General features: G+C 70.5%; 23 protein-coding genes. 16 read left to right on the plus strand and 7 right to left on the minus strand.

Annotated features, from left to right (window positions below; genetic code table 11):
• Nucleotides 1–45 precede the first annotated feature (45 nt).
• The 5 genes from ACWD5F_RS33485 (at nt 46) to ACWD5F_RS33505 (ending at nt 4966) form a co-directional block, all read left to right on the plus strand.
• Entirely contained in the window at nt 46–1293 is a 1248-nt protein-coding gene (locus tag ACWD5F_RS33485) for a L,D-transpeptidase (RefSeq protein WP_451260143.1), read from the plus strand.
• Between the two features lie 97 nt (nt 1294–1390).
• A complete protein-coding gene (locus ACWD5F_RS33490) occupies nt 1391–2158 on the plus strand; it encodes an enoyl-CoA hydratase/isomerase family protein (RefSeq protein ID WP_451260144.1) in 768 nt (255 codons plus the stop codon).
• A gap of 262 nt (nt 2159–2420) precedes the next feature.
• The gene (locus ACWD5F_RS33495) at nt 2421–2924 is read left to right on the plus strand and encodes an ATP-binding protein (RefSeq protein WP_401722431.1); all 504 of its coding nucleotides are present in this window, start codon (nt 2421–2423) and stop codon (nt 2922–2924) included.
• A gap of 75 nt (nt 2925–2999) precedes the next feature.
• Nucleotides 3000–3752 carry a polysaccharide deacetylase family protein gene (locus ACWD5F_RS33500; protein ID WP_401722434.1) on the plus strand — a complete coding sequence of 251 codons (753 nt, stop codon included), beginning with the start codon at nt 3000–3002 and terminating at the stop codon, nt 3750–3752.
• A complete protein-coding gene (locus tag ACWD5F_RS33505; RefSeq protein ID WP_451260145.1) occupies nt 3752–4966 on the plus strand; it encodes a YVTN family beta-propeller repeat protein in 1215 nt (404 codons plus the stop codon). Before ACWD5F_RS33500 ends, ACWD5F_RS33505 begins: the two co-directional genes overlap by 1 nt.
• A 7-nt stretch (nt 4967–4973) precedes the next feature.
• On the opposite strand, the gene ACWD5F_RS33510 is transcribed toward ACWD5F_RS33505, so the two are convergent.
• Complete coding sequence (locus ACWD5F_RS33510) at nt 4974–5615, minus strand: GNAT family N-acetyltransferase (protein ID WP_451260146.1); 642 nt, start codon at nt 5613–5615, stop codon at nt 4974–4976.
• 49 nt (nt 5616–5664) lie between these two features.
• Here ACWD5F_RS33510 and ACWD5F_RS33515 point away from each other — a divergent pair, with 49 nt between their 5' ends.
• From ACWD5F_RS33515 to ACWD5F_RS33525, 3 genes are read left to right on the plus strand one after another with little or no spacing between them, the layout of a single operon-like run.
• Nucleotides 5665–6615, plus strand: a complete 951-nt coding sequence (locus tag ACWD5F_RS33515; RefSeq protein WP_451260147.1) for a helix-turn-helix domain-containing protein — start codon at nt 5665–5667, stop codon at nt 6613–6615.
• Nucleotides 6616–6663: 48 nt separating this feature from the next.
• Nucleotides 6664–6876: an EF-hand domain-containing protein gene (locus tag ACWD5F_RS33520; protein ID WP_123997625.1), complete on the plus strand. Its 213-nt coding sequence runs from the start codon at nt 6664–6666 to the stop codon at nt 6874–6876.
• A gap of 27 nt (nt 6877–6903) precedes the next feature.
• Complete coding sequence (locus ACWD5F_RS33525) at nt 6904–7713, plus strand: NADPH-dependent F420 reductase (RefSeq protein WP_451260346.1); 810 nt, start codon at nt 6904–6906, stop codon at nt 7711–7713.
• Nucleotides 7714–7723: 10 nt separating this feature from the next.
• Here ACWD5F_RS33525 and ACWD5F_RS33530 read toward each other — a convergent pair whose 3' ends face one another.
• The gene (locus tag ACWD5F_RS33530; protein ID WP_451260148.1) at nt 7724–8281 is read right to left on the minus strand and encodes a glycoside hydrolase family 25 protein; all 558 of its coding nucleotides are present in this window, start codon (nt 8279–8281) and stop codon (nt 7724–7726) included.
• 198 nt (nt 8282–8479) lie between these two features.
• Between ACWD5F_RS33530 and ACWD5F_RS33535 the strand changes: the two genes are divergently transcribed.
• The 4 genes from ACWD5F_RS33535 to ACWD5F_RS33550 all read left to right on the plus strand — a co-directional run bounded on the left by ACWD5F_RS33535 (nt 8480) and on the right by ACWD5F_RS33550 (nt 11557).
• Nucleotides 8480–9742: a cation:proton antiporter gene (locus tag ACWD5F_RS33535; RefSeq protein ID WP_451260149.1), complete on the plus strand. Its 1263-nt coding sequence runs from the start codon at nt 8480–8482 to the stop codon at nt 9740–9742.
• A gap of 120 nt (nt 9743–9862) precedes the next feature.
• On the plus strand, nt 9863–10729 hold the full coding sequence (locus ACWD5F_RS33540) for a hypothetical protein (protein ID WP_451260150.1): 867 nt from the start codon (nt 9863–9865) through the stop codon (nt 10727–10729).
• A 130-nt stretch (nt 10730–10859) separates the two neighbouring features.
• A complete protein-coding gene (locus ACWD5F_RS33545; protein WP_451260151.1) occupies nt 10860–11204 on the plus strand; it encodes an ANTAR domain-containing protein in 345 nt (114 codons plus the stop codon).
• On the plus strand, nt 11201–11557 hold the full coding sequence (locus ACWD5F_RS33550) for a PRC-barrel domain-containing protein (protein ID WP_401722461.1): 357 nt from the start codon (nt 11201–11203) through the stop codon (nt 11555–11557). The genes ACWD5F_RS33545 and ACWD5F_RS33550 overlap by 4 nt, the downstream gene beginning before the upstream one ends.
• A gap of 68 nt (nt 11558–11625) precedes the next feature.
• On the opposite strand, the gene ACWD5F_RS33555 is transcribed toward ACWD5F_RS33550, so the two are convergent.
• Nucleotides 11626–11985 (minus strand): STAS domain-containing protein, encoded by a 360-nt coding sequence (locus ACWD5F_RS33555; protein ID WP_451260152.1) that lies wholly within the window; start codon nt 11983–11985, stop codon nt 11626–11628.
• A gap of 384 nt (nt 11986–12369) precedes the next feature.
• Between ACWD5F_RS33555 and ACWD5F_RS33560 the strand changes: the two genes are divergently transcribed.
• Nucleotides 12370–13371, plus strand: coding sequence for a hypothetical protein (locus tag ACWD5F_RS33560; protein WP_451260153.1), 1002 nt, complete (start codon nt 12370–12372; stop codon nt 13369–13371).
• A gap of 4 nt (nt 13372–13375) precedes the next feature.
• Here ACWD5F_RS33560 and ACWD5F_RS33565 read toward each other — a convergent pair whose 3' ends face one another.
• The gene (locus ACWD5F_RS33565; RefSeq protein ID WP_451260154.1) at nt 13376–14278 is read right to left on the minus strand and encodes a LysR family transcriptional regulator; all 903 of its coding nucleotides are present in this window, start codon (nt 14276–14278) and stop codon (nt 13376–13378) included.
• A 180-nt stretch (nt 14279–14458) separates the two neighbouring features.
• Here ACWD5F_RS33565 and ACWD5F_RS33570 point away from each other — a divergent pair, with 180 nt between their 5' ends.
• The 3 genes from ACWD5F_RS33570 to ACWD5F_RS33580 all read left to right on the plus strand — a co-directional run bounded on the left by ACWD5F_RS33570 (nt 14459) and on the right by ACWD5F_RS33580 (nt 18551).
• Nucleotides 14459–15397, plus strand: coding sequence for a family 2A encapsulin nanocompartment shell protein (locus ACWD5F_RS33570; RefSeq protein WP_451260155.1), 939 nt, complete (start codon nt 14459–14461; stop codon nt 15395–15397).
• Between the two features lie 2 nt (nt 15398–15399).
• Entirely contained in the window at nt 15400–17325 is a 1926-nt protein-coding gene (locus tag ACWD5F_RS33575; RefSeq protein ID WP_451260156.1) for a family 2A encapsulin nanocompartment cargo protein cysteine desulfurase, read from the plus strand.
• Between the two features lie 203 nt (nt 17326–17528).
• Nucleotides 17529–18551, plus strand: coding sequence for an LLM class flavin-dependent oxidoreductase (locus ACWD5F_RS33580; RefSeq protein ID WP_451260157.1), 1023 nt, complete (start codon nt 17529–17531; stop codon nt 18549–18551).
• 58 nt (nt 18552–18609) lie between these two features.
• On the opposite strand, the gene ACWD5F_RS33585 is transcribed toward ACWD5F_RS33580, so the two are convergent.
• The 3 genes from ACWD5F_RS33585 to gcvH all read right to left on the minus strand — a co-directional run bounded on the left by ACWD5F_RS33585 (nt 18610) and on the right by gcvH (nt 21710).
• Nucleotides 18610–19977 carry an L-serine ammonia-lyase gene (locus ACWD5F_RS33585; protein ID WP_451260158.1) on the minus strand — a complete coding sequence of 456 codons (1368 nt, stop codon included), beginning with the start codon at nt 19975–19977 and terminating at the stop codon, nt 18610–18612.
• An 81-nt stretch (nt 19978–20058) separates the two neighbouring features.
• The gene (glyA, locus tag ACWD5F_RS33590; protein ID WP_451260159.1) at nt 20059–21318 is read right to left on the minus strand and encodes a serine hydroxymethyltransferase; all 1260 of its coding nucleotides are present in this window, start codon (nt 21316–21318) and stop codon (nt 20059–20061) included.
• Between the two features lie 14 nt (nt 21319–21332).
• Nucleotides 21333–21710 carry a glycine cleavage system protein GcvH gene (gcvH, locus tag ACWD5F_RS33595; protein WP_123997595.1) on the minus strand — a complete coding sequence of 126 codons (378 nt, stop codon included), beginning with the start codon at nt 21708–21710 and terminating at the stop codon, nt 21333–21335.
• Nucleotides 21711–21745 lie beyond the last annotated feature (35 nt).

A 21745-nucleotide genomic window follows, 5' to 3' on the forward strand; every position in this document is an offset into this window, starting at 1 on the left:
GCGCCGGGGTGCGGGCCTGACCAGGCCCGGCGAGGGGAGAACGAGTTGAACGTGCGGCCGATATCGGGGGCGTCGGTTGACGCACGCGGACGTGGGAGCAGAAAACTGCCGGCGCTGGTTCTTGGAGTGCTGCTGGTGACTCTCACCGCGTGTGGCGGAGGAGGATCGGACTCCGGTTCGGGGTCGGGGGACAGCAAGGGCAAGGACGCGGCGAGCACCGCGGAGACCAAGCAGTCGGAGGCGGTCGTCGCGATCGCCCCGAAGGACGGCGCGAAGTCCGTCGACACCAGTGGCGCTCTGAAGATCAGCGCCAGCAAGGGCACGTTGACGCAGGTCGAGGTCAAGGACGCCAAGGGCACCGAGATATCCGGCAAGATCGCTGCCGGCGGGGCGAGTTGGACGCCCTCCACGCACCTGGCCGCGGCCACCAAGTACTCGGTGCACGCGGTCGCCAAGGACGCCAAGGGCCGGGTCGCCGCCGAGGACTCCAGTTTCACGACGCTGACCCCGGCGAACACCTTCATCGGCAACTTCACGCCCGAGGACGGCTCCACCGTCGGCGTCGGGATGCCGTTCTCGGTCCGCTTCACCCGGGGCATCACCAACCCGGAGGACGTGAAGAAGGCGATCACCATCACGACCTCGCCGGCCGTCGACGTCGAGGGCCACTGGTTCGGCAACGACCGCCTCGACTTCCGTCCCGAGAAGTACTGGAAGTCCGGCACCAAGGTCACCGTCAAGCTCGACCTCGACGGCGTCGAGGGCCGGTCGGGCGTCTACGGCAAGCAGTCCAAGACGGTCAAGTTCACCATCGGCCGCAACCAGGTCTCCGTCGTGGACGCCAAGAAGCACACGATGAAGGTCACGCAGGACGGCAGGACCATCAAGACCATCCCGGTCACCACCGGCAAGCCCGGCTACGACACCTGGAACGGCCAGATGGTCATGAGCCAGAAGCTCGAAGTGACCCGGATGAACGGCGAGACGGTCGGCTACGGCGGCGAGTACGACATCAAGGACGTCCCGCACGCCACCCGGCTGACCGACTCCGGCACCTTCATCCACGGCAACTACTGGGGCGGCGGCGCCTTCGGCAACTACAACGCCAGCCACGGCTGCATCGGCCTCCAGGACGTCAAGGGCGGCTGGAGCAAGACCGTGTCGGCCGCGTGGTTCTTCAACCACTCGATCCTCGGTGACGTCGTGGTCGTGAAGAACTCCAACGACGCGACCGTGGCGCCCGACAACGGGCTCAACGGCTGGAACATGTCGTGGGCGAAGTGGACGTCGTGACGCTCTCCTAGAGACGTTCCTCCGGAGACGTTCGGGGCCCGGTGCTGTGACCCACAGCACCGGGCCCCTTGTCGTTAGCGCCGGTTAACCTGCTGGCATGACCGTGAATCTCGAAGTCGCCGAGGGCGTCGGCACGATCCGTCTCGACCGCCCGCCGATGAACGCGCTGGACGTCGCCACGCAGGACCGCCTCAAGGAACTGGCGGAGGAGGCGACCCGGCGCGAGGACGTACGGGCCGTGGTGATCTACGGCGGGGAGAAGGTGTTCGCGGCCGGGGCGGACATCAAGGAGATGCAGAACATGGACCACACCGGGATGATCCTGCGGGCGCGTGCGCTCCAGGACTCGTTCACGGCGGTGGCCCGGATCCCCAAGCCGGTGGTCGCGGCGGTGACGGGGTACGCGCTGGGCGGCGGCTGCGAGCTCGCGCTCTGCGCGGACTTCCGGATCTGCGCCGACAACGCCAAGCTCGGCCAGCCCGAGATCCTGCTCGGTCTGATCCCGGGCGCGGGCGGCACCCAGCGCCTGGCCCGGCTGATCGGCCCGTCCAGGGCGAAGGACCTGATCTTCACGGGCCGCATGGTCAAGGCGGACGAGGCGTTGACGCTGGGTCTGGTGGACCGGGTGGTGCCGGCCGACGAGGTGTACACCGCCGCGCACACGTGGGCGGCGAAGCTGGCGCAGGGCCCCGCGCTCGCGCTGCGTGCCGCGAAGGAGTCGATCGACACCGGCCTGGAGACGGACATCGAGACCGGGCTCGCGGTCGAACGGAACTGGTTCGCGGGCCTGTTCGCCACGGAGGACCGGGAGCGGGGGATGCGGAGCTTCGTGGAGGAGGGTCCCGGCAAGGCAAAGTTCCTCTGAACCCCTTGCAATTGACGCGGTGTCTGATTCGGGTCCCTCGATGGGGCGGTTTATGGGAGCCTTAATGCAACCTTAAATCTGTCTTGTCGAGGGAGTCCGTCGATTGCCTCCAGCAGAGCCGTCACCGCAGATCAGACGGGCCGTCAAGACACCCGAACTGCCTGTGACATATGCCGAACGCCCTAATCGGAGCGGTGGATTCCGGGGGGCGTATTCCAGCGGAACGGCCCCGGAGGACGGGCCCGGCGGCCATGATGGGGTCATGGCGGGGCTGGAGGGCATGGAACAGCCGCGGGGAAACGGCCGTGCGACCGCGGCGCGTTGGTCGCCCGCGGTCGAGGACGAACGGGCGCTGAAGGCGCTGGAGTTGTTCGGAAACCCGACCGAGGCCGAGGTCCCCCTGCCGTCCCGTCCCGAGTCCGCCGCGACGGCGCGCCGCCTGGCCCAGGTGGTCGTCCTGCGCCAATGGGGACTCACCCCGAAGCTGACGGAGGACGCGGTCCTCCTGGTCTCCGAACTCGTCGGCAACGCCGTCCGCCACACCGGCGCCCGGGTCTTCGGCCTCCGCATGCGCCGCCGCCGAGGCTGGATCCGCGTCGAGATCCGCGACCCGTCACGAGGCCTCCCCTGCCTGATGCCGGTCCAGGAAACGGACATCAGCGGCCGCGGACTGTTCCTGGTCGACAAACTCTCCGACCGCTGGGGGGTCGACCTGCTGCCCCGCGGCAAGACGACCTGGTTCGAGATGAGGGTCGCGGACCGCTGACCGAGGGGCGACCCGTAAAGGGTGCCAACCGGGTAAATGGGCGGTTTTCCCGTCCCGTCGCCCTTAAATGGTCCGGTGACCCCGACCAACCGCCGGACGGCCCTCCGCCTCCTCGCCGCAGGCGCGTTCACCACAGGCTGCGCAGCAACCGGCGCCGTCGCCCACCCCGCCCCCACCTCCACGCACGCCAAGCCCGCACCCGCTCCCACCCCTCGCCACTACCCCGGCCTCCCCGCCCAGCTCACCCACGGCCCCCGCACCCACCCCCGCGTCGCCCTCACCTTCCACGGCCAGGGCGACCCCGCCATCGCCCGCAGCCTGCTCACCGAGGCCGAACGGCACGGCGCCCACGTCACCGTGCTGGCCGTCGGCACCTGGCTGGACGCCCACCCCGACCTGGCCCGCCGCATCCTCGACGGCGGCCACGACCTCGGCAACCACACCCAGCGCCACCTCGACATCAACGCCATGTCGGAGGCCGACGCCCTCGCCGAGATCACCGCCTGCGCAGACCGCCTCAAGCGCCTCACGGGATCGATCGGCACCTGGTTCCGCCCCTCCCGCGCACCCCGCGCCTCGCCCCAGGTCACCCGCCTCGCCGCTCGCGCCGGCTACCCGCACGTCCTGTCCTACGACGTCGACTCGCTCGACTACACGCGGCCCGGCGCAGCCGCCGTCACCCGCCAGGTCCTCGGCGAGGTCCGCGCCGGCTCCGTGGTGAGCCTGCACTTCGGCTACCCGGACACCGTCGCCGCCCTCCCCGCCGTACTGGAAGAACTCGACCGCCGCGGCCTGACCGCGGTGACCACGACGGAGCTGTTCAGCTGATGCACCGCACCGCGATCACCCGCACTCCGACCACCCGGACCCACCTCACCCGCACCCTTCTCGTCGCCGCCGCGCTCGTCGGCCTCGCCGCCTGCGGCACCGGCACCCGCGGTCACGAGAACGAGGCCCTCGGCACCAAGGCCGCGCTCCCGCCCGCCAAGGCGGCGAAGAAGGACGTCGTCCAGGGACTGCCCGGCATGCCACCGGTCCTCGACCCGAAGGACGTCTACGCGGCTGACCGCCCAGGCAGACTCTCCCCGGTGGTCAAGGACTTCCCGTCCCGCGTCTACGTCCCCAACACCAACTCCAACACGGTCTCCGTCATCGACCCCAAGACGTACAAGGTCGTCGAGACCATCCCGGTCGGCGCCCAGCCCCAACACGTCGTGCCCTCCTGGGACTTGAAGACGCTGTGGGTCAACAACGACCGGGGCAACACCCTCACCCCCATCGACCCGAAGACCGGAAAAGCCGGCAAGACGGTCGACGTGCACGACCCGTACAACCTCTACTTCACGCCGAACGGCAAGTACGCCGTCGTCATGGCCTCCCTCGACCGCGAACTCGTCTTCCGCGACGCGCACACCATGAAGCGCATGAAGACCGTCCCGGTCAGCTGCTACGGCGTCAACCACGCCGACTTCTCCCTGGACGGCCGCTACTTCATCGTCTCCTGCGAGTTCAGCGGCGAACTCCTCAAGGTCGACACCGAGAAGATGAAGGTCGTCGGGCAACAGAAACTACCCTTCGACGGCGCGATGCCGCAGGACGTCAAGATCGCCCCGGACGGCCGGAAGTTCTACATCGCCGACATGATGGCCGACGGCATGTGGGTCCTGGACGGCGACACGTTCGGCAAACCGTCCTTCCTGCACACCGGCAAGGGCTGCCACGGCCTCTACGTCAGCCGGGACTCGCGCGAGATGTACGTCTCCAACCGCGGCGAGGGCACCATCTCCATCTTCGACTTCACCGAGAACAAGCTCACCAAGAAGTGGCACCTGCCCGACGGCGGCAGCCCCGACATGGGCGGCGTCTCGGCCGACGGCAAAGTCCTGTGGCTGTCCGGCCGTTACAACTCCGAGGTGTACGCCGTCGACACCCGCACCGGCCACCAACTGGCCCGCGTCAAGGTCGGCAGCGGCCCGCACGGCCTCGCCGTCTACCCGCAACCGGGCCGCTACTCGCTCGGCCACACCGGCATCTTCCGCTGAGGCAAGGTCAGTTGCGGCGGGCGGGCAGCAACAGCGCCTCCGCGCCGACCGGCAGATAACCGGCCGCCAGGAACGCCCGCATGCTGCGGGCGTTCCCCGGTGCGACCTGCGCCCACAACGGCTCCGTGACGAGATGACGGGCGGCGGTCACCAACTGCCGCCCCAGCCCCCGGTGTCGTACCGCATCGTCCACCTCGACCGAGACCTCGAGGCGGCCGGCGATCCCGCGCCCCATGACCAGGACCCCGCCCTCCGCCGTCCACGCGCGCACGTCGTCGCGCCGGCCACGGGCGTACACGATGCGCGGATGGTCGCCGTCGGTGATCTCCGTCAGCGGGAGCGGTGGTTCGCCGGGCAGCGGGGAGCCGACGAGCATCGCGTCGATGGTCTCGGCCGTCCGGCCCGTCCGCTCCAGGAGCGCGGTCAGGAAGCGCGGGTTCATCGGTGCCGCGAGCGCGTCGCACGCCACGGCGGCCAGGGTGTCGCGGACCCAGCGCGGGTCCTCGTCCGTGAAGACCACCGCGTGCGCGGTGAAGGCGAGCACGCCCGCGTCCCGCTCGGACGCCTGGGGCACCACCGTCGTACCGCCGTCCGCCGGCGGGAAGACACCACGGGCCGCCGAGTCGAGAATGTCCCGCAAGGTCTCCATCGCCGCGCTCCTTGAGTCTCCACCCACTGGAAGGCCCAGACTCCCAGACATGCTGTTCCAACCGGGGGGAGACCCCCCAGACCCCCCGTACGACGGCACCGGACTTCTCACCATCGGAGAACTGGCCAGAGCCACCGGACTCACCGTGCGCACCATCCGCTACTGGTCGGACGAGGGCGTGCTCACCCCGGTGACCCGCTCCGCCGGCGGCTACCGGCTCTACGACGCCGAGTGCGCCGCCCGTCTCGAACTGATCCGCACGCTGCGCGAGTTGGGCCTCGGTCTGGACGACGTGCGCAAGGTGCTGGCCGGTGAGACGACGGTCGCGGAGGTCGCGGCGGCGCATGTGCTGGCGCTGGACGCGCAGATCCGGTCCCTGAAGGTGACCCGTGCGGTGCTGTCGTCCGTGGCGCGACGCGGTTCGACCGCAGAGGAGATGACCCTGATGAACAAGCTGGCACGGCTGTCGGCGGCCGAGCGGAGGCGGATCATGGAGGACTTCGTGGACGAGCTGTTCCACGGGCTCGACCAGGTGGATCCGGCCATCGAGGAGCGGATGCGCTCCATCGCGGTGGATCTGCCGGACGATCCGACCCCCGAGCAGGTGGACGCCTGGGTGGAGCTGGCCGAGATGGTCCAGGACCCGGAGTTCCGGGCGCAGATGCGGCAGGTGATGGAGTTCAACGCGTCGGACCAGGACCGGGTCGCCGTCCGCGGGCGGTCCACGTGGTTCCCCATGCGGCTGGTGCAGCTGGGCGCGGAGGCCAGGGCGCGGGGCATCGCCCCCGAGTCGCCGGAGGCCGAGGGGATCCTGCGGGAGGTGCTGGGGGACGGCGGCGACCCGGCCGTCGTACTGGAACGGATGGAGTCGGTGTCCAACGACCGGCTCGCCCGGTACCGGGAGTTGCTGTCCACGGTGAAGGGCGGGACGCCCGCGGCGGCGCACCGGGAGGAGTTCGCGTGGGTGGTCGCCGCACTGCGGGCTCGCGCGGCCGGTTAATCTGGCCTGCGTCAACAAGCAGTAGCGCGTTACGAAGGGGCGGATCCGGTGGCGGACATCGAGGAAGCACGCAAGCATTTCCAGCGGATCGACACGGACGGTGACGGGTTCATCACCGCCGCCGAGTTCAAGACCGCCCTCGCTCAGGGAGGTGACTGGAACGTCACCGAGTCGGTCGCCGAGGTGATCATCAAGAGCCGTGACCTGAACGGTGACAAGGTCCTGTCCTTCGACGAGTTCTGGGCGCACCTGAACAAGTGACCCGGGCGCGCGACCTGAGCGCGTGACCTGAACGAGGGGGCCGGTCCGGTTGCGGACCGGCCCCCTCGTCATGGGCCGCCGTCACCCGTTCGCCGCAGCCGGCGGAATAGCACCGGGAGCCACGGGGTTGATGCCACCCAGACGTATGCATGTGCATCAACTGCGGAAGGGCATGTCATGAAGATCGGCATCATCGGAGCGGGCAACATCGGCGGCAACCTCACCCGGCGGCTGGCCGCCCTCGGGCACGACGTCTCCGTGGCCAACTCCCGTGGCCCGCAGACCCTCACGACGCTGGCCGAGGAGACCGGCGCGACCCCGGTCCCCGTCGAGGAGGCCGCCCGCGGCGCCGAGATCGTCGTCGTGACGATCCCGCTGAAGGGCGTACCGAAGCTGCCGGCCGGAGTGCTGGACGGGGCGGCCGACGGGCATGTCGTCCTCGACACCGGCAACTACTACCCCGGCCGCGACGGCCGGATCGCCGAGATCGAGGACGACGGCCTGACCGAGAGCCGCTGGACGGAACGCCACGTCGGCGGCCCGGTCGTGAAGGCCTTCAACGGCACCTACGCCGCCGACATCCTGGACCGGCACCGCCCGGCCGGCGACCCCGACCGCCTCGCGCTCCCGGTCGCCGGCGACGACGAGGCGGCCAAGGCGAAGATCCGGGCACTGATCGACGAAATCGGCTTCGACACCGTCGACGCGGGCGGCCTCGACGACTCCTGGCACCAGCAGCCGGGCACCCCGGTCTACGGCCTGCGCGGAGACATCGAGGCGGTCACCAAGGCACTGGCCGAGGCGAGCCCGGAGCGCCCGGCCGACTTCCGGAGCTGAGCGACGGCGGTCAGCCGACCTTCGCCCACGCCTTCAGCGCGGCCTTGTCGGCGAAGTCGGCCACGTCCTTGTCGACCGGGTCGCTGGTGTACTGGTGGAAGCGCCACTTGGCCTTGATTCGGGGCTTGGCGGCGGTGACGTAGTCCGCGATCCAGAGACCGTCACCGGCGTAGGACGTGGTGTCGACGTTCAGCCAGAAATCGCGGTTGCAGTAGAGCAGGACCCGGTTGTGGGGCCGCAGTTCCTTCACCTTGCGGATGAAGCTGTCCTTCTCCGCGTTGCTCGCGTGGGTGCCCTCGCCGTTGCGTTCCCAGTCGACGGCGAGGATGTCGCCGGCCTTCTCCGGGGCGTGCTTGACGAAGTACTCGGCCTGGGCGGTGAGGTTGCCGGGCCACAGGAAGTGGTAGAAGCCGGCGACCAGACCTGCCTCGCGGGCGTGCGTGGTCTGGGCGGAGAGCCTCGGGTTGACGTAACTGCGGCCCTCCGTGGCCTTGATGAAGACGAAGGAGAGGCCGTCCGTGTCGTAGGTGGCGGACTGGTACGCGCTGACATCTATGCCGCGGAGCATGTGGGGGCTCCCTGAAGTGTGAATGGGGGGACGGAAGTTGATGATGCCCCACAGACCGGGTGGCCGCTATGCAGATCCGTTATATCGACAGCTTCGTACGGTGCGGGCTGGTGTCCGGGCCGGAGCGCCCGGTCGAATGGGTGGGCGGCTGAACGCCCGTCGGCGTCGTGGCCCCCGGCCTAAGGAGCTCGCTCCGCCATGACCTCCTCCCAAGCGACCGCCCTGCTGACCGGTCTGGCCGTCGTCATCATCTCGGCAGGGCTGCTGGGGCAGTTGGCCCGCAGATTCGGCCAGCCTCCGGTGATCGGCGAGATCCTGGCCGGCATCCTCCTCGGCCCGACCCTGTTCGGCGGCGCCCTGACCGACGCGCTGCTGCCCGCCGACATCAGGCCGTTCCTGACCGCGCTGGCCGATGTCGGCGTCGCCGTCTTCATGTTCCTGGTCGGCCTCGAGTTCGACCGCACCCTGGTCCGCGGCACCGGCCGGATCGCCGCCTCGGTCTCGCTGGCCTCGCTCCTGCTGCCGTGCGGCCTGGGCATGGCACTCGGCGCCTATCTGCTGGACAGCCACCCGACCGACAACCACACGGGATTCGTCCTCTTCATGGGCGTCGCCATGTCCATCACCGCGTTCCCGGTCCTGGCGCGGATCCTCACCGACCGGGACCTGCACCGCACCCCGCTCGGCGCACTCGCCCTGTGCTGCGCGGCCGTCGCCGACGTCCTGGCCTGGTCGCTGCTCGCCGTGGTGGTGGCGGTCGTCGCACCGGGCGGCCACCCCGAGCGGGCGCTGCTCTTCCTGCCGTACCTGCTGCTCATGCTCCATCCCGTACGACGGCTGCTCGGGCGGCTGTTGACCCGGCCGGCGGCGACCGCGCCGCCGGCCGCGGTGCTGCTCGCGACGGTGTTCGCCGGGCTGCTGCTTTCGGGGGCGGCCACCGAGTGGATGGGGCTGCACTTCATCTTCGGCGCGTTCCTCTTCGGGGCCGTCGTCCCGCGCGCGGGCTCGGAGCGGCTCCGTGCCGACCTGCGCGAGCGGGTCGGCCTGGTCAACAACGTGCTGCTGCTCCCGGTCTTCTTCCTGGTCGCCGGTCTTCAGGTCGACCTGTCCGGGCTCGGCTGGTCCGACCTCGGCCAACTGGCGCTGATCCTGCTGGTGGCGACGGGCGGCAAGCTCGTCGGCGCGTACGCGGGCGCCTTCGCCGTCGGCCTCGACCGCCGTATCTCCTCGGCCCTCGCCGTCCTGATGAACACCCGCGGCCTCACCGAGCTGATCATCCTCAGTGTCGGCCGCCAACTCGGCATCCTGGACGAGCGGTTGTACTCGCTGATGGTGGTGATGGCCCTGCTGACCACCGCGATGACGGGGCCGCTCCTGGAGGCCGTCTACCCGCGCCGGCTCGCCCTGCGCGCGACCGCGGACGACATGATCCGAAGGCGCACCGAGCGCCCGTATGTGTAGACAGAGTGTCAACTGTGGCCGAGATGGCACGGGTTGTGACTCTGGTCGCAGGTTAAACACCACCGAAGGGGCAGTCGTCCCCTTGGCTGCATTGCTGTCAAGGGACGTTGAGGGACATCGGTGGGGAATCGCAAGGAAGAAGAGAAAGAGGCAACAGGGGAAAGGGAGGGCGAGGGGCACGAGCCGAAGCGCAAGGTGCTCGACCTGACCGCCGTGCAGGTGGCGGCGAGTGCGCTCGCGACCGTGGTGGGGGCGTTCCTGGCCTCCCTGTTGGGGGTGACCGGGACGATCATCGGCGCCGCCGTGGTCAGTACCAGCGCCACCACCGGCGCGGCGGTCTTCCAGCACGCCTTCCGGCGGACGGGGGAGGAGATCCGCAACCGGGTGCCGCTGGTGGGGGTGCCGAGAACGCCGACCGAGGAGCGGGCGCAGGTGCGCGCGGACGCCCGGGCGGCGTTCGCGGCACCGCCGGGCGCCCCGGCCGCCGGCGCGGAACCGTCCTTCGCGGCCCCCGAGGGCGAGACGGTCACCACTTATCGGGGCGGCTCCCGGCGCGACGCCTTCGCCTGGAAGAACTTCGGCTGGAAGAAGTACGCCCTGGCCACGGGCCTGGTGTTCGCGCTGGCGATGGTCACCGTGACCGCGGTGGAGCTGATCGCGGGCAAGCCGGTGTCGGCCGTGGTCAAGGGCGAGCCGGGCAAGGGCACGTCGGTGGGCGGCGGCTCGGCCGGCGACTCCCACCCCACGCCCGGGCCGAGCCTCACCCCGGGTACCTCCGGCGGTATGACGCCGCAGCCCGGCCGCTCGGCGGTGCCGGACGCGAGCGCGACGCCGGAGACCGGGTCCGACTCCGGTTCGGACTCCGAATCCGGTTCCGGGGCCGGCGAGGGTTCCAGTCCCGAGTCCAGCCCCACCCCCGAGACCTCGGCGTCGTCCGTACCGTCGGGCGACGGTGCGCTGAGCAGTTCCGACGTGACCGCCCCGTGAGGCGGCGGACCGAGACCGGTCCGGGGCGGTGGTTCCGATTTCAGGGGGTACCGGGAAAGACAGGGGCGCCGCGACCGAGAGGGTCGCGAACCGCGCGGCCGACGGCCGGACGACGCGAGAGGTGGATGACGTGCAGCGCACAGCCATGCTTCCCAAGAGCTGGTGGGGATCGCGGGCCGAGCCCTCGGCGGCGGACGACCGGGCGGGCCAGGACGTCGACATGGCCTGCGGCATGGTGATGGCCCTGGCCCCCTGCGGCCGCGTACCGGCCAGGAACCTGCTCGCGGACGTCGCACGGCAGTGCAATACCGACCTGCAGGACGTGGCCGTGGCCCTGGTCGCCGCCTGGGAGGGCGAGCCGCTCCCGCGCCTGATGCGGCGGGGCCTGCGGCGTGCGCTGCGGCGGCTCTACGCGGAGGACCGAGGGTGCGAGCGGGTACCCGCCCAGGAACCGTCCGGAAGGGGAACACCATGATTCACGCAGCCGATGTCAGAGAGTGGCGCGACCGGGATGTCGTGGACGAGGAGTCGCACAAGATCGGCGTGCTGGAGGCCGTGTACGTGAGCACCAGGACCGACGAACCGGCCATGGCCACGGTACGGATCGGCCTGCCCACCCGGCACCGGCTGATCTTCGTCCCGCTGGCCGACGCGACCGTCGGGCCCGACTACGTCCGGGTCGGCTACGCCCGAGCGCTGGTGAAGCAGGCCCCGTCGATCGGCACCGACGACGTGCTGCCTGCCGAGGCGGAGGAAGCGATCTTCAAGCACTACGGCCTGTCCTACCAGCCCGGCGCGGCGGGCGAACGCCAACTGGCGCGCCGCTGAACGGAGTTACCGAGCGGGACTCCTGGTCCCACCCCCGCGGGCGTCGTGCGCGAGCGCCTCCCGCCGGGTCACCGCACGTCGCCCGCGAGGACGGACGTCGGTGGGCCGAACTCCTCGCCGAGGAGCAGGAATCCGGAGCCGGTGAGGCAGAGGATCAGGCCGAGTGTGGGTGGCGGGTGGTGCAGTCGCAGGGTCCCGCCCGCCGCGGTGACCCCTTGCGCGGCGTACAGGAAGACGTTGAGGCCGCTGCAGTCGCAGAACGAGGTGGCGGTGAGGTCGACGTCGATGGTGCGGACACCCTCGCGCAGACATTGCGCGAGTGCCGCGCGCACCAGCGGGGCCGATGTCAGGTCGATCTCACCGGCCAGGGTGATCAGGGCCCGCTGCCTACGGTCATGGCGGTGGACGGTGAGCTGCGGGAAGGGCATGACGCCTCGGTTCGGAGGACCATCCGGGAACGGACGTGGAGGCGGAACGAGAGCCGGGCCGACAGCCTGTGGCACAGGTCGGCGGACCCGTCCGATTCCTTCCGGGGATGCGCCGGGCCACGGACGGAACATCCGCTCCCGGACCATCTGTGTCGATGTACGACGAACCGCCAGGGTCTGGGACGTCCGCACTTCACCTTAGTCCTCAACCGGTCCCGCGGACCGGGGTCGGTCCGCCCGAAACCGTCACGCCCCGGTCGTCCTGGCCGACGGCCACCGCGACCTCTCGCCCGCCGACCCCCGGCCGGGGCTGGTCTACCGTTCCTGAACAGCGCATGATCCGCCTGTCCGGGCAGGACCGGATTCCATGAAGGGAACGACGACGTGCGGCACATGAGGGCGGTTCCGCTGGACGAGGCCGACGAGCGGTTCGGCGTCCGGGCCCTGTTCCACCTCGGAGCGAACGCCGACGCCGAGGTCGTCCTCCTCGACGGGGACACCACCCTGGAGAAACTGCCGCTCGACTTCTCCCACCTCGACTCCTGGTCCGGGCTGGCGAAGACCCGACCGGACATGTTCCTGGGCGTGGTGGTCGACGGGGACCTCACCGTCACCGACTGGATCACCAACTGGGAGTGGGACTTCGGCCCGTTCCTCCTGGTGCGCGGCGACGTACGGGCCAAGAATTTCGTCACGGCCGGCAGCGAGATCCTGGTCGAGGGGGACCTCGACGTGACGCAGACCCTCGCCGGCGTCTACAACCACGGCCGCACCGTCATCAAGGGGGACGCCCGTGCCGAGGTCGTGCTGACCGACCAGCACCTGACCGAGTTCCACGGCGGCCTCCGCGCCGAACTCGCCGTCGCCGGCAACTTCCTGAGAGTCGCGGACCCGGCGACGGTCCAGGTCAACGGCTGGGCGGGGTACGTCTGCGACCTCCAGGGCACGATCCTGCCGGGACTCGGCACGCGCTCGACCCGGGCCCTGCGCGCCCTCGACCCCGACTTCCGGGAGTTGGACACCAGAGTGATCCTGAAGGCGGCCGAGGCCGGCCGGTCCCTGCTGCACACCCCCGGTCGAGCCGCCGCCGGGACACCCGCCGACGCGACACCCGCCGACGCGATCCGCGATCTGCTGCGCCTGGCCGGCCACCGCGAGCACGACCGCTGGGACGACGGCTTCGTCGTCGACGCGGGCCGGGACGGCGAACCGTCCGAGGTGTACTTCTGCGAGGCCGACGAGCCGGACGAGCCCGGCGAACCCGGGGCGCCGGAAGCCCTCGACCCCGCCACGGAGCCGGGCCGCTGGACGCAGACCCTGACCGCGGCCGGGTATCACGTGAGCGTCGACCCCCACGACGAGGACGTCCTGCGCGTCCATCGCTGAGTCGTCAGGCCGGCCATTCCGGTTCGGAGAGCGTCGCGTTGAGGGCGTCGAGGAGGACCTGCGCGGGTTGCGAGGCCGGTGGTTTGCCGTGCACCGCGGCCACCACGTGTCTGCGCATGCCGGCGATCCGGTCGAGTCTGACCCCGGGGTGCCGGTTGGCGAGCAGGGTCAGGCCGGGCAGCAGGCTCACGCCGAGACCGGCCGCGACGAGCGCCTGTACGGCGACGTAGTCATCGGTCTCGAACTCCACGACCGGCGTGAACCCGGCCCGTCCGCAGGACGCGACGAGATGCTCGCGGCAGCGCTCGCACCCGGCGATCCAGCGGGTTCCCGTATAGGTGGCCAGCTCCGCGCGGGGCCCGTCCCAGGAGCGGTCGGCCGGCGTGACCATGTACAACGGCTCTTCGAGCAGCGGTGTCATGGTCGTGTCGCGGCGGTCGCGTGCGGGCGGGTCGCCGTGTTCGAAGATCAGCGCCACGTCGACGTCGTTGTTGCGCAGGGCGCTGAGCGCGTCCGGCGGTTCGGCCTCGCGCAGGATGAGCTCGATGCCGGGATGCTCGGCGGAGATACGGGCCGCCGCGAGCGGCACCAGCGTGGCCAGGGCCGAGGGGAAGGCGGCCAGCCGGACCCGGCCGGTGCGCAGTCCGGCCAGCTCGTCCAGTTCGGCGTGCACCGACTCGACCTGCGCGAGGATCGACTCGGCGCGGTCCACCAGGAGCCGGCCGGCGTCGGTGAGCCGGATACCGCGCCCCATCCGCTGCAACAGCGGCACGCCGACCTCGGCCTCGAGCTTGGCGAGCTGATGGCTGACCGACGGCTGGGCGTAGTGCAGCGACTCCGCGGCCGCCGTGATCGACCCCTCACGGGCGACGGCGACCAGCACACGCAGCCGACTCAGGTCGATCATGCGCGAATGATAGCCCGCGTCGATGAAAGCCTCGAAAACACGCATTGGACCGCTACCGGGGCCACTGCGAGGGTGAATCGATAGTTGGTGCGAGTGAGTTCGACCGCGCACGTCCTGTCGGCGTTCTCACCCCCATTCGTGCCCGGCCCTCGGGCGCGGAACACGGAAAGGAGACGCTCCATGGCCAAGGCTGTGAGCTCGCCGTCGCGATCGATGTCGGTGGGCGACCGCGCGGCGCGGACCCTGGCGAACGCCACCAAGACCGTTCCGCAGATGTCCTCCATCACGCCTCGCTGGCTGGTGCACCTGATGTCCTGGGTCCCGGTCGAGGCCGGCATCTACCGGGTGAACAGGGTCGTTCACCCCGAGTCGGTGCAGATCGAGTGCGACAACTACGACGAGTCCCCGCTGCCCGACACCTTCGTCGACTACTCGCCGGAGCCCCGGGAGTACCGGCTCAAGGCCGTCCAGACGGTCCTCGACCTGCACACCCGGATCGCCGACCTGTACTCCAGCCCGCACAACCAGACCGCGCAGCAGCTGCGGCTGACCATCGAGGCGGTGAAGGAGCACCAGGAGGGCGAGCTGATCAACAGCCCGGACTACGGGATGCTGGCCAGTGTCGCCGACGGGCAGCGGATCTCCACGATGGCCGGGCCGCCGACGCCGGACGACCTGGACGCCCTCATCACCAAGGTGTGGAAGCAGCCGGCCTTCTTCCTCACCCACCCGGAGGGCATCGCCGCGTTCGGCAGGGAGTGCACCCGGCGCGGTGTGCCGCCGGCCACGGTGAGCATGTTCGGCTCGCAGTTCCTGACCTGGCGCGGACTGCCGATCATCCCCTCCGACAAGGTCCCGCTGGAGAACGGGAAGACGAAGTTCCTGCTGCTGCGCACCGGTGAGTCGCGCCAGGGAGTGGTCGGACTCTTCCAGCCCGGGCTCTCGGGAGAGCAGGGGATGGGTCTCTCGGTCCGCTTCATGCAGATCGACCGCAGCGCCATCGCCTCCTATCTGATCTCCCTGTACTGCTCTCTCGCGGTGCTCACCGAGGACGCGCTCGCGGTGCTCGACGACGTCGAGGTGGACAAGTTCCATGACTACGCCCCGAGTTACCTGTAGCCATGACCACGCCCTCACCCACCGATAACGGATCCGCCCCGGCGTGGCTGCCGGACGAGGAGACGCTGAGCAGGCTGGCCGGGGAGTTCTTCCGAGCCCTCCCCGGGCAGCCGACGGACACGGGCGCCGACCTGGGTACGGACACGGGATCCCCGGCCCTCGACGGCCACCCGACCCCGGCCATCGACGGCCACCCGGCTCCGCTCCCCGACGGTCACGCGCAAGGGCCTTCGGGCCCCCCGCACAGCGCGCCGGCCCCGACGCAATGGCCGACGCCGACCGGTCTGCCGGTCCGATCGGAGTGGCCCGCGCCCACCGGCCTGCCGGCCGCGGACCCGCCCCCTCCGGCGCCGACCGCCGGAATGAGCCCGCCTTCCGGGCCGCCCCCGACCAGCGCCCCGGCCACGTTCGCGGCGACCGCGCCCGGCCTCGCCGGCCCCACCCCGGAGGTGCCGGCCCCACCCGTGGCCCCCGCTCCCTCCGGGCCGTACTACTTCCTCACCGAGGCACCCGGCTTCCCCGCCCAGCCGCCGGAGCTGCCCGGCTTCGGGCACCTGGGGCTGCCGCCCCTGCCGCCCCTCTTCGAGTCCGCGGCGCCGACGGCCACGGCGACGCCGTACTACTTCCTCCGGGAACCCGGCGTACCGGGCGTGCCCGACGCACCCGGCGCACCGGAGGGGCTGCCGGTCGACCCGCACCCGGCGTTCGACGTGCACGCGGTGCGGCGGGACTTCCCGATCCTGTCCGAGCTGGTCAACGGGCGTCCGCTGATCTGGCTGGACAACGCCGCGACCACGCAGAAACCGCAGGCGGTGCTGGACCGGCTGGTCGAGTTCTACTCGCGGGAGAACTCCAACATCCACCGTGCGGCACACGAGTTGGCGGCCCGCGCGACGGACGCGTACGAGGGCGCCAGGAACACCGTCGCCCGGTTCGTCGGGGCGGGCTCCGCCAAGGAGATCGTGTTCGTCCGGGGCACCACCGAGGCGATCAACCTGGTCGCCAAGGCGTGGGGGCCCAAGAACCTCCGCGCGGGCGACGAGATCGTGCTCTCCCACCTGGAGCACCACGCCAACATCGTGCCCTGGCAGATGATCGCGCAGCAGACCGGCGCGGTGATCAAGGTGATCCCGGTCGACGACGACGGACAGGTGCTGCTCGACGAGTACACCGCGCTGCTGTCCGACCGCACCAAGCTGGTGTCGGTCACCCAGCTCTCCAACGCGCTCGGCACCGTCGTACCGGTCGAGCAGATCATCGAGAGTGCGCACCGGGCCGGCGCACGGGTCCTCGTCGACGCGGCGCAGTCCGTCCCGCACCTGCCGATCGACGTCACGGCGCTGGACGCGGACTTCCTGGTCTTCTCCGGGCACAAGCTGTTCGGGCCGACGGGGATCGGTGTGCTCTACGCCAAGCGCGAGGTCCTCGAGGACATGCCTCCGTGGGAGGGCGGCGGCAACATGATCACCGACGTCACTTTCGAGAAGTCCAGCTACCAGCCTCCGCCGGGCCGCTTCGAGGCCGGCACCGGCAACATCGCGGACGCGGTGGGGCTCGCCGCGGCCATCGACTACGTCGAGCGCATCGGCCTGCCGAACATCGCCGCCTACGAGCACACCCTGCTCGAACACGCCACCGAGGGCCTGCGCGGGGTGCCCGGACTCCGGCTGATCGGCACGGCCCCGAACAAGGCGAGCATCGCGTCCTTCGTCCTGGACGGCTACGAGCCCGCCGAGGTCGGCACCGCCCTCAACGAGGAGGGAATCGCGGTGCGTTCGGGCCACCACTGCGCGCAGCCGATCCTGCGCCGGTACGGGCTGGAGGCCACGGTCCGTCCGTCGTTCGCCTTCTACAACACGCACGAGGAGGTGGACACGCTGATCACGGCGGTCCACCGGCTGGCGGGCCGACGCGGCGGTCACCACTAGCCGGGGCCACCACGTCGAGTCACCGATGCCACGCTGCCCGGACGGGATCCCGTCCGGGCAGCGTGCGTGCCGCTTCTGTGGGGGGCAAAACGTTTTGGGTCCTTGGCCCCTCCGGTTCACCCTCAGCCCCCGCCTCCCCGACGGCCGCCGCACCGTCGTCCTGGTGGGGGAATCAAACGGGGCCACCGGACGCTTTGGCCTGCGTGAAAAAGATAGGTTTCCTCTCGTTCGGTCACTGGTCGCCGAGTCCGCATTCCCAGACGCGGTCCGGCGCCGACTTCCTGCACCAGTCCATCGATCTGGCGGTCGCCGCCGAGGAGCTGGGCGTGGACGGCGCGTACTTCCGCGTGCACCACTTCGCGCAGCAGGCGGGCAGCCCGTTCCCGCTGCTCTCGGCCATCGGCGCGCGGACCTCGAAGATCGAGATCGGCACCGGCGTGATCGACATGCGCTACGAGAACCCGCTGTACATGGCGGAGAACGCGGGCGCGGCCGACCTGATCTCCGGCGGCCGACTCCAGCTCGGCATCAGCCGTGGCTCACCGGAGCAGGTGATCGACGGCTGGCGCTACTTCGGCTACGCCCCCGAGGAGGGGGAGACCGGCGCGGACATGGCCCGCCGGCATGCCGAGGCGTTCCTCAAGGTGATCGAGGGCGAGGGCTTCGCGCAGCCGAACCCGCGGCCCATGTTCCCCAACCCGCCGGGACTCCTGCGCGTCGAGCCGTACTCCGAGGGGCTGCGCGAGCGGATCTGGTGGGGCTCCAGCTCGAACGCGACCGCCGTCTGGGCCGCGAAGCTGGGGATGAACCTGCAGAGCTCCACGCTGAAGGACGACGAGACGGGCGAGCCGCTGCACGTCCAGCAGCGCAAGCAGATCGAGGCGTACCGCGAGGCGTACAAGGAGGCGGGCCACACGCGGGAACCGCGGGTGTCCGTCAGCCGCAGCATCTTCGCCCTCACCGACGACATGGACCGGGCCTACTTCGGCCGCGACCGCAACTCGCGGGACCAGGTCGGCATGATCGACGACAAGACCCGGGCGATCTTCGGCCGCTCGTACGCCGCCGAGCCGGACGTGCTGGTGAAGCAGCTCCAGGAGGACGAGGCCATCCAGGCCGCGGACACCCTCCTGCTCACCGTCCCGAACCAGCTCGGGGTCGACTACAACGCCCATGTGCTGGAGAGCATCCTGACCCAGGTGGCACCGGAGCTGGGCTGGCGCTGAATGTCCTGCCCGCCCTGCGCGCGGGGCGGGCGCTGTGCGGCTCGGCGGCCTCGACGCCTCAGCACTCGATGATGTTCACCGCGAGCCCACCCCGGGCCGTCTCCTTGTACTTCACGCTCATGTCCGCCCCGGTCTCCTTCATGGTCTTGATGACCTTGTCGAGGGAGACCTTGTGCGAGCCGTCCCCCCGCATCGCCATCCGCGCCGCCGTGACCGCCTTCACCGCGGCCATGCCGTTGCGTTCGATGCAGGGGATCTGGACGAGGCCCCCGACGGGGTCGCAGGTGAGGCCGAGGTTGTGCTCCATGCCGATCTCGGCCGCGTTCTCGACCTGTTCGGGGGAGCAGCCGAGGACCTCGGCCAGGGCGCCGGCCGCCATCGAGCAGGCGGAGCCGACCTCGCCCTGGCAGCCGACCTCGGCGCCGGAGATGGAGGCGTTCTCCTTGAAGAGCATGCCGATCGCGCCGGCCGCGAGCAGGAAGCGCACCACGCCGTCCTCGTCGGCGCCGGGCACGAAGTTGATGTAGTAGTGCAGGACGGCCGGGATGATGCCGGCGGCGCCGTTGGTCGGGGCGGTCACGACCCGGCCGCCCGCCGCGTTCTCCTCGTTCACGGCCATCGCGTAGAGCGTGATCCACTCCATCGCGTGCGCCAACGGGTCGCCTTCGGCGCGCAGTTGGCGGGCCGACATGGCGGCCCGGCGGCGGACCTTCAGGCCGCCCGGCAGGATGCCCTCGCGGGCCATGCCGCGTGAGACGCACGCCTGCATCACCCGCCAGATGTCGAGGAGCCCCGCGCGGATCTCCTCCTCGGTGCGCCAGGCGCGCTCGTTCTCCAGCATCAGGGCGGAGATCGACAGGCCCGTCTCCTTCGTCAGGCGCAGCAGCTCGTCGCCCGTGCGGAAGGGGTACTTGAGGACCGTGTCGTCCAGCTTGATCCGGTCCGCGCCCACCGCGTCCTCGTCGACGACGAAGCCGCCGCCCACCGAGTAGTACGTCTTCGACAGCAGCTCGGCGCCCTTGGAGTCGAACGCCCACAGGGTCATGCCGTTGGCGTGGTAGGGCAGGGTCTTACGGCGGTGCAGGACCAGTTCGTCGTCGAAGGAGAACGGGATCTCGTGCTCGTCGAGGAGCCGGATCCGCCCCGCCGCCTTGATCGCCTCGACCCGCTCGTCCGCCCCCTCCACGTCCACCGTCCGTGGTGAGGCGCCCTCCAGACCGAGCAGCACCGCCTTGGGCGTGCCGTGCCCGTGCCCGGTGGCGCCGAGCGAGCCGTACAGCTCGGCGCGGACCGACGCGACGGACTCCAGCAGCTCCTCGTTGCGCAGCCGGCGCGCGAACATGCGGGCCGCGCGCATCGGGCCCACCGTGTGGGAGCTGGACGGGCCGATGCCGATCGAGAACAGGTCGAAGACCGAGATGGCCACGGGAACTCCTCAGAACGCTTGGTGGTGCGGGGTGGGGCACCGCGCTCACCTTCCAGTGTGCGCGGTGCCCCGAGGGGCCGACTACAGCCCGGGGTACAGCGGGTGTTTCGCGGCGAGCGCGGTCACGCGCGCCTTGAGCGCCTCGGCGTCGTACACGGGCTTGAGCGCCTGCGCGATCACGTCCGCGACCTCGGCGAAGTCCTCGGCCGTGAAGCCGCGGGTGGCCAGGGCCGGCGTACCGATGCGCAGACCCGAGGTCACCATGGGCGGCCGCGGGTCGTTCGGGACGGCGTTGCGGTTGACCGTGATGCCGACCTCGTGAAGTCGGTCCTCGGCCTGCTGCCCGTCGAGGGCGGACTCCCGCAGGTCGACCAGGACCAGGTGCACGTCGGTGCCGCCGGACAGGACGTTCACCCCGGCCTCGCGCGCGTCGGCCGCGGTGAGGCGCTCGGCGAGCAGCCGGGCACCCTCCACCGTACGCCGCTGGCGCTCCTTGAACTCCTCGCTCGCGGCGACCTTGAAGGAGACCGCCTTGGCCGCGATCACGTGCTCCAGGGGACCGCCCTGGAAGCCCGGGAAGACGGAGGAGTTCAGCTTCTTCGCGAACTCCTTCTTCGCCAGGATGATCCCGCCGCGCGGACCGCCGAGGGTCTTGTGGGTGGTGGAGGTGACGACGTCCGCGTACGGGACCGGGTTCGGGTGCAGACCCGCGGCCACCAGGCCCGCGAAGTGCGCCATGTCGACCCAGAGATACGCCTCGACCTCGTCGGCGATCCGGCGGAACTCCGCGAAGTCCAGCTCGCGCGGGTACGCCGACCAGCCCGCGATGATCACCTTGGGCCGGTGCTCCTTGGCGAGCTTCTCCAGCTCGGCCATGTCGACCAGACCGGTCGTGGAGTCCACGTGGTAGGCGACCACGTCGAACTGCTTGCCGGAGAAGTTCAGCCGCATCCCGTGGGTGAGATGGCCGCCGTGCGCCAGGTCGAGCCCGAGGATGGTGTCGCCGGGCTGGGCCAGCGCGAACAGGGCGGCCTGGTTGGCGGAGGCACCCGAGTGCGGCTGCACGTTGGCGTACTCGGCGCCGAACAGGTCCTTGACCCGGTCGATCGCGATCTGCTCGACCACGTCGACGTGCTCGCAGCCGCCGTAGTAGCGGCGGCCCGGGTAGCCCTCGGCGTACTTGTTGGTGAGGACCGAGCCCTGGGCCTCCATGACCGCGACGGGCGCGAAGTTCTCGGAGGCGATCATCTCCAGCGTGGACTGCTGGCGGTGCAGTTCGGCGTCGACCGCGGCGGCGACGTCCGGGTCCAGCTCGTGCAGGGGCGTGTTCAGTGCGGACATGCGTCTGTGACCCCTCAGCCGGCCGTCTCGGCGGCGTACTCGTCGGCCGACAGCAGGTCGGCGGGCTCCTCGGTGTAGCGGACCTTGAAGAGCCAACCGCCCTCGAAGGGGGCCGAGTTCACCAGCGACGGGTCGTTCACCACGTCCTCGTTGATCTCGGTGACCTCGCCGCTGACCGGCGAGTACAGGTCGCTGACCGACTTGGTCGACTCCAGCTCGCCGCAGGTCTCGCCCGCGGTCACCTCGGAGCCGACGTCAGGGAGCTGGGCGTAGACGACGTCACCGAGCGCGTTGGCCGCGAACTCGGTGATGCCGACCGTCGCGACGCCGTCCACGGCGGCCGACAGCCACTCGTGCTCCTTGCTGTAGCGCAGCTGCTGGGGATTGCTCATGGCCTGGATTCTCCTGTACGCGGGGGAGTGTGGGT

The sequence above is a fragment of the Streptomyces sp. NPDC002499 genome (assembly GCF_053595415.1).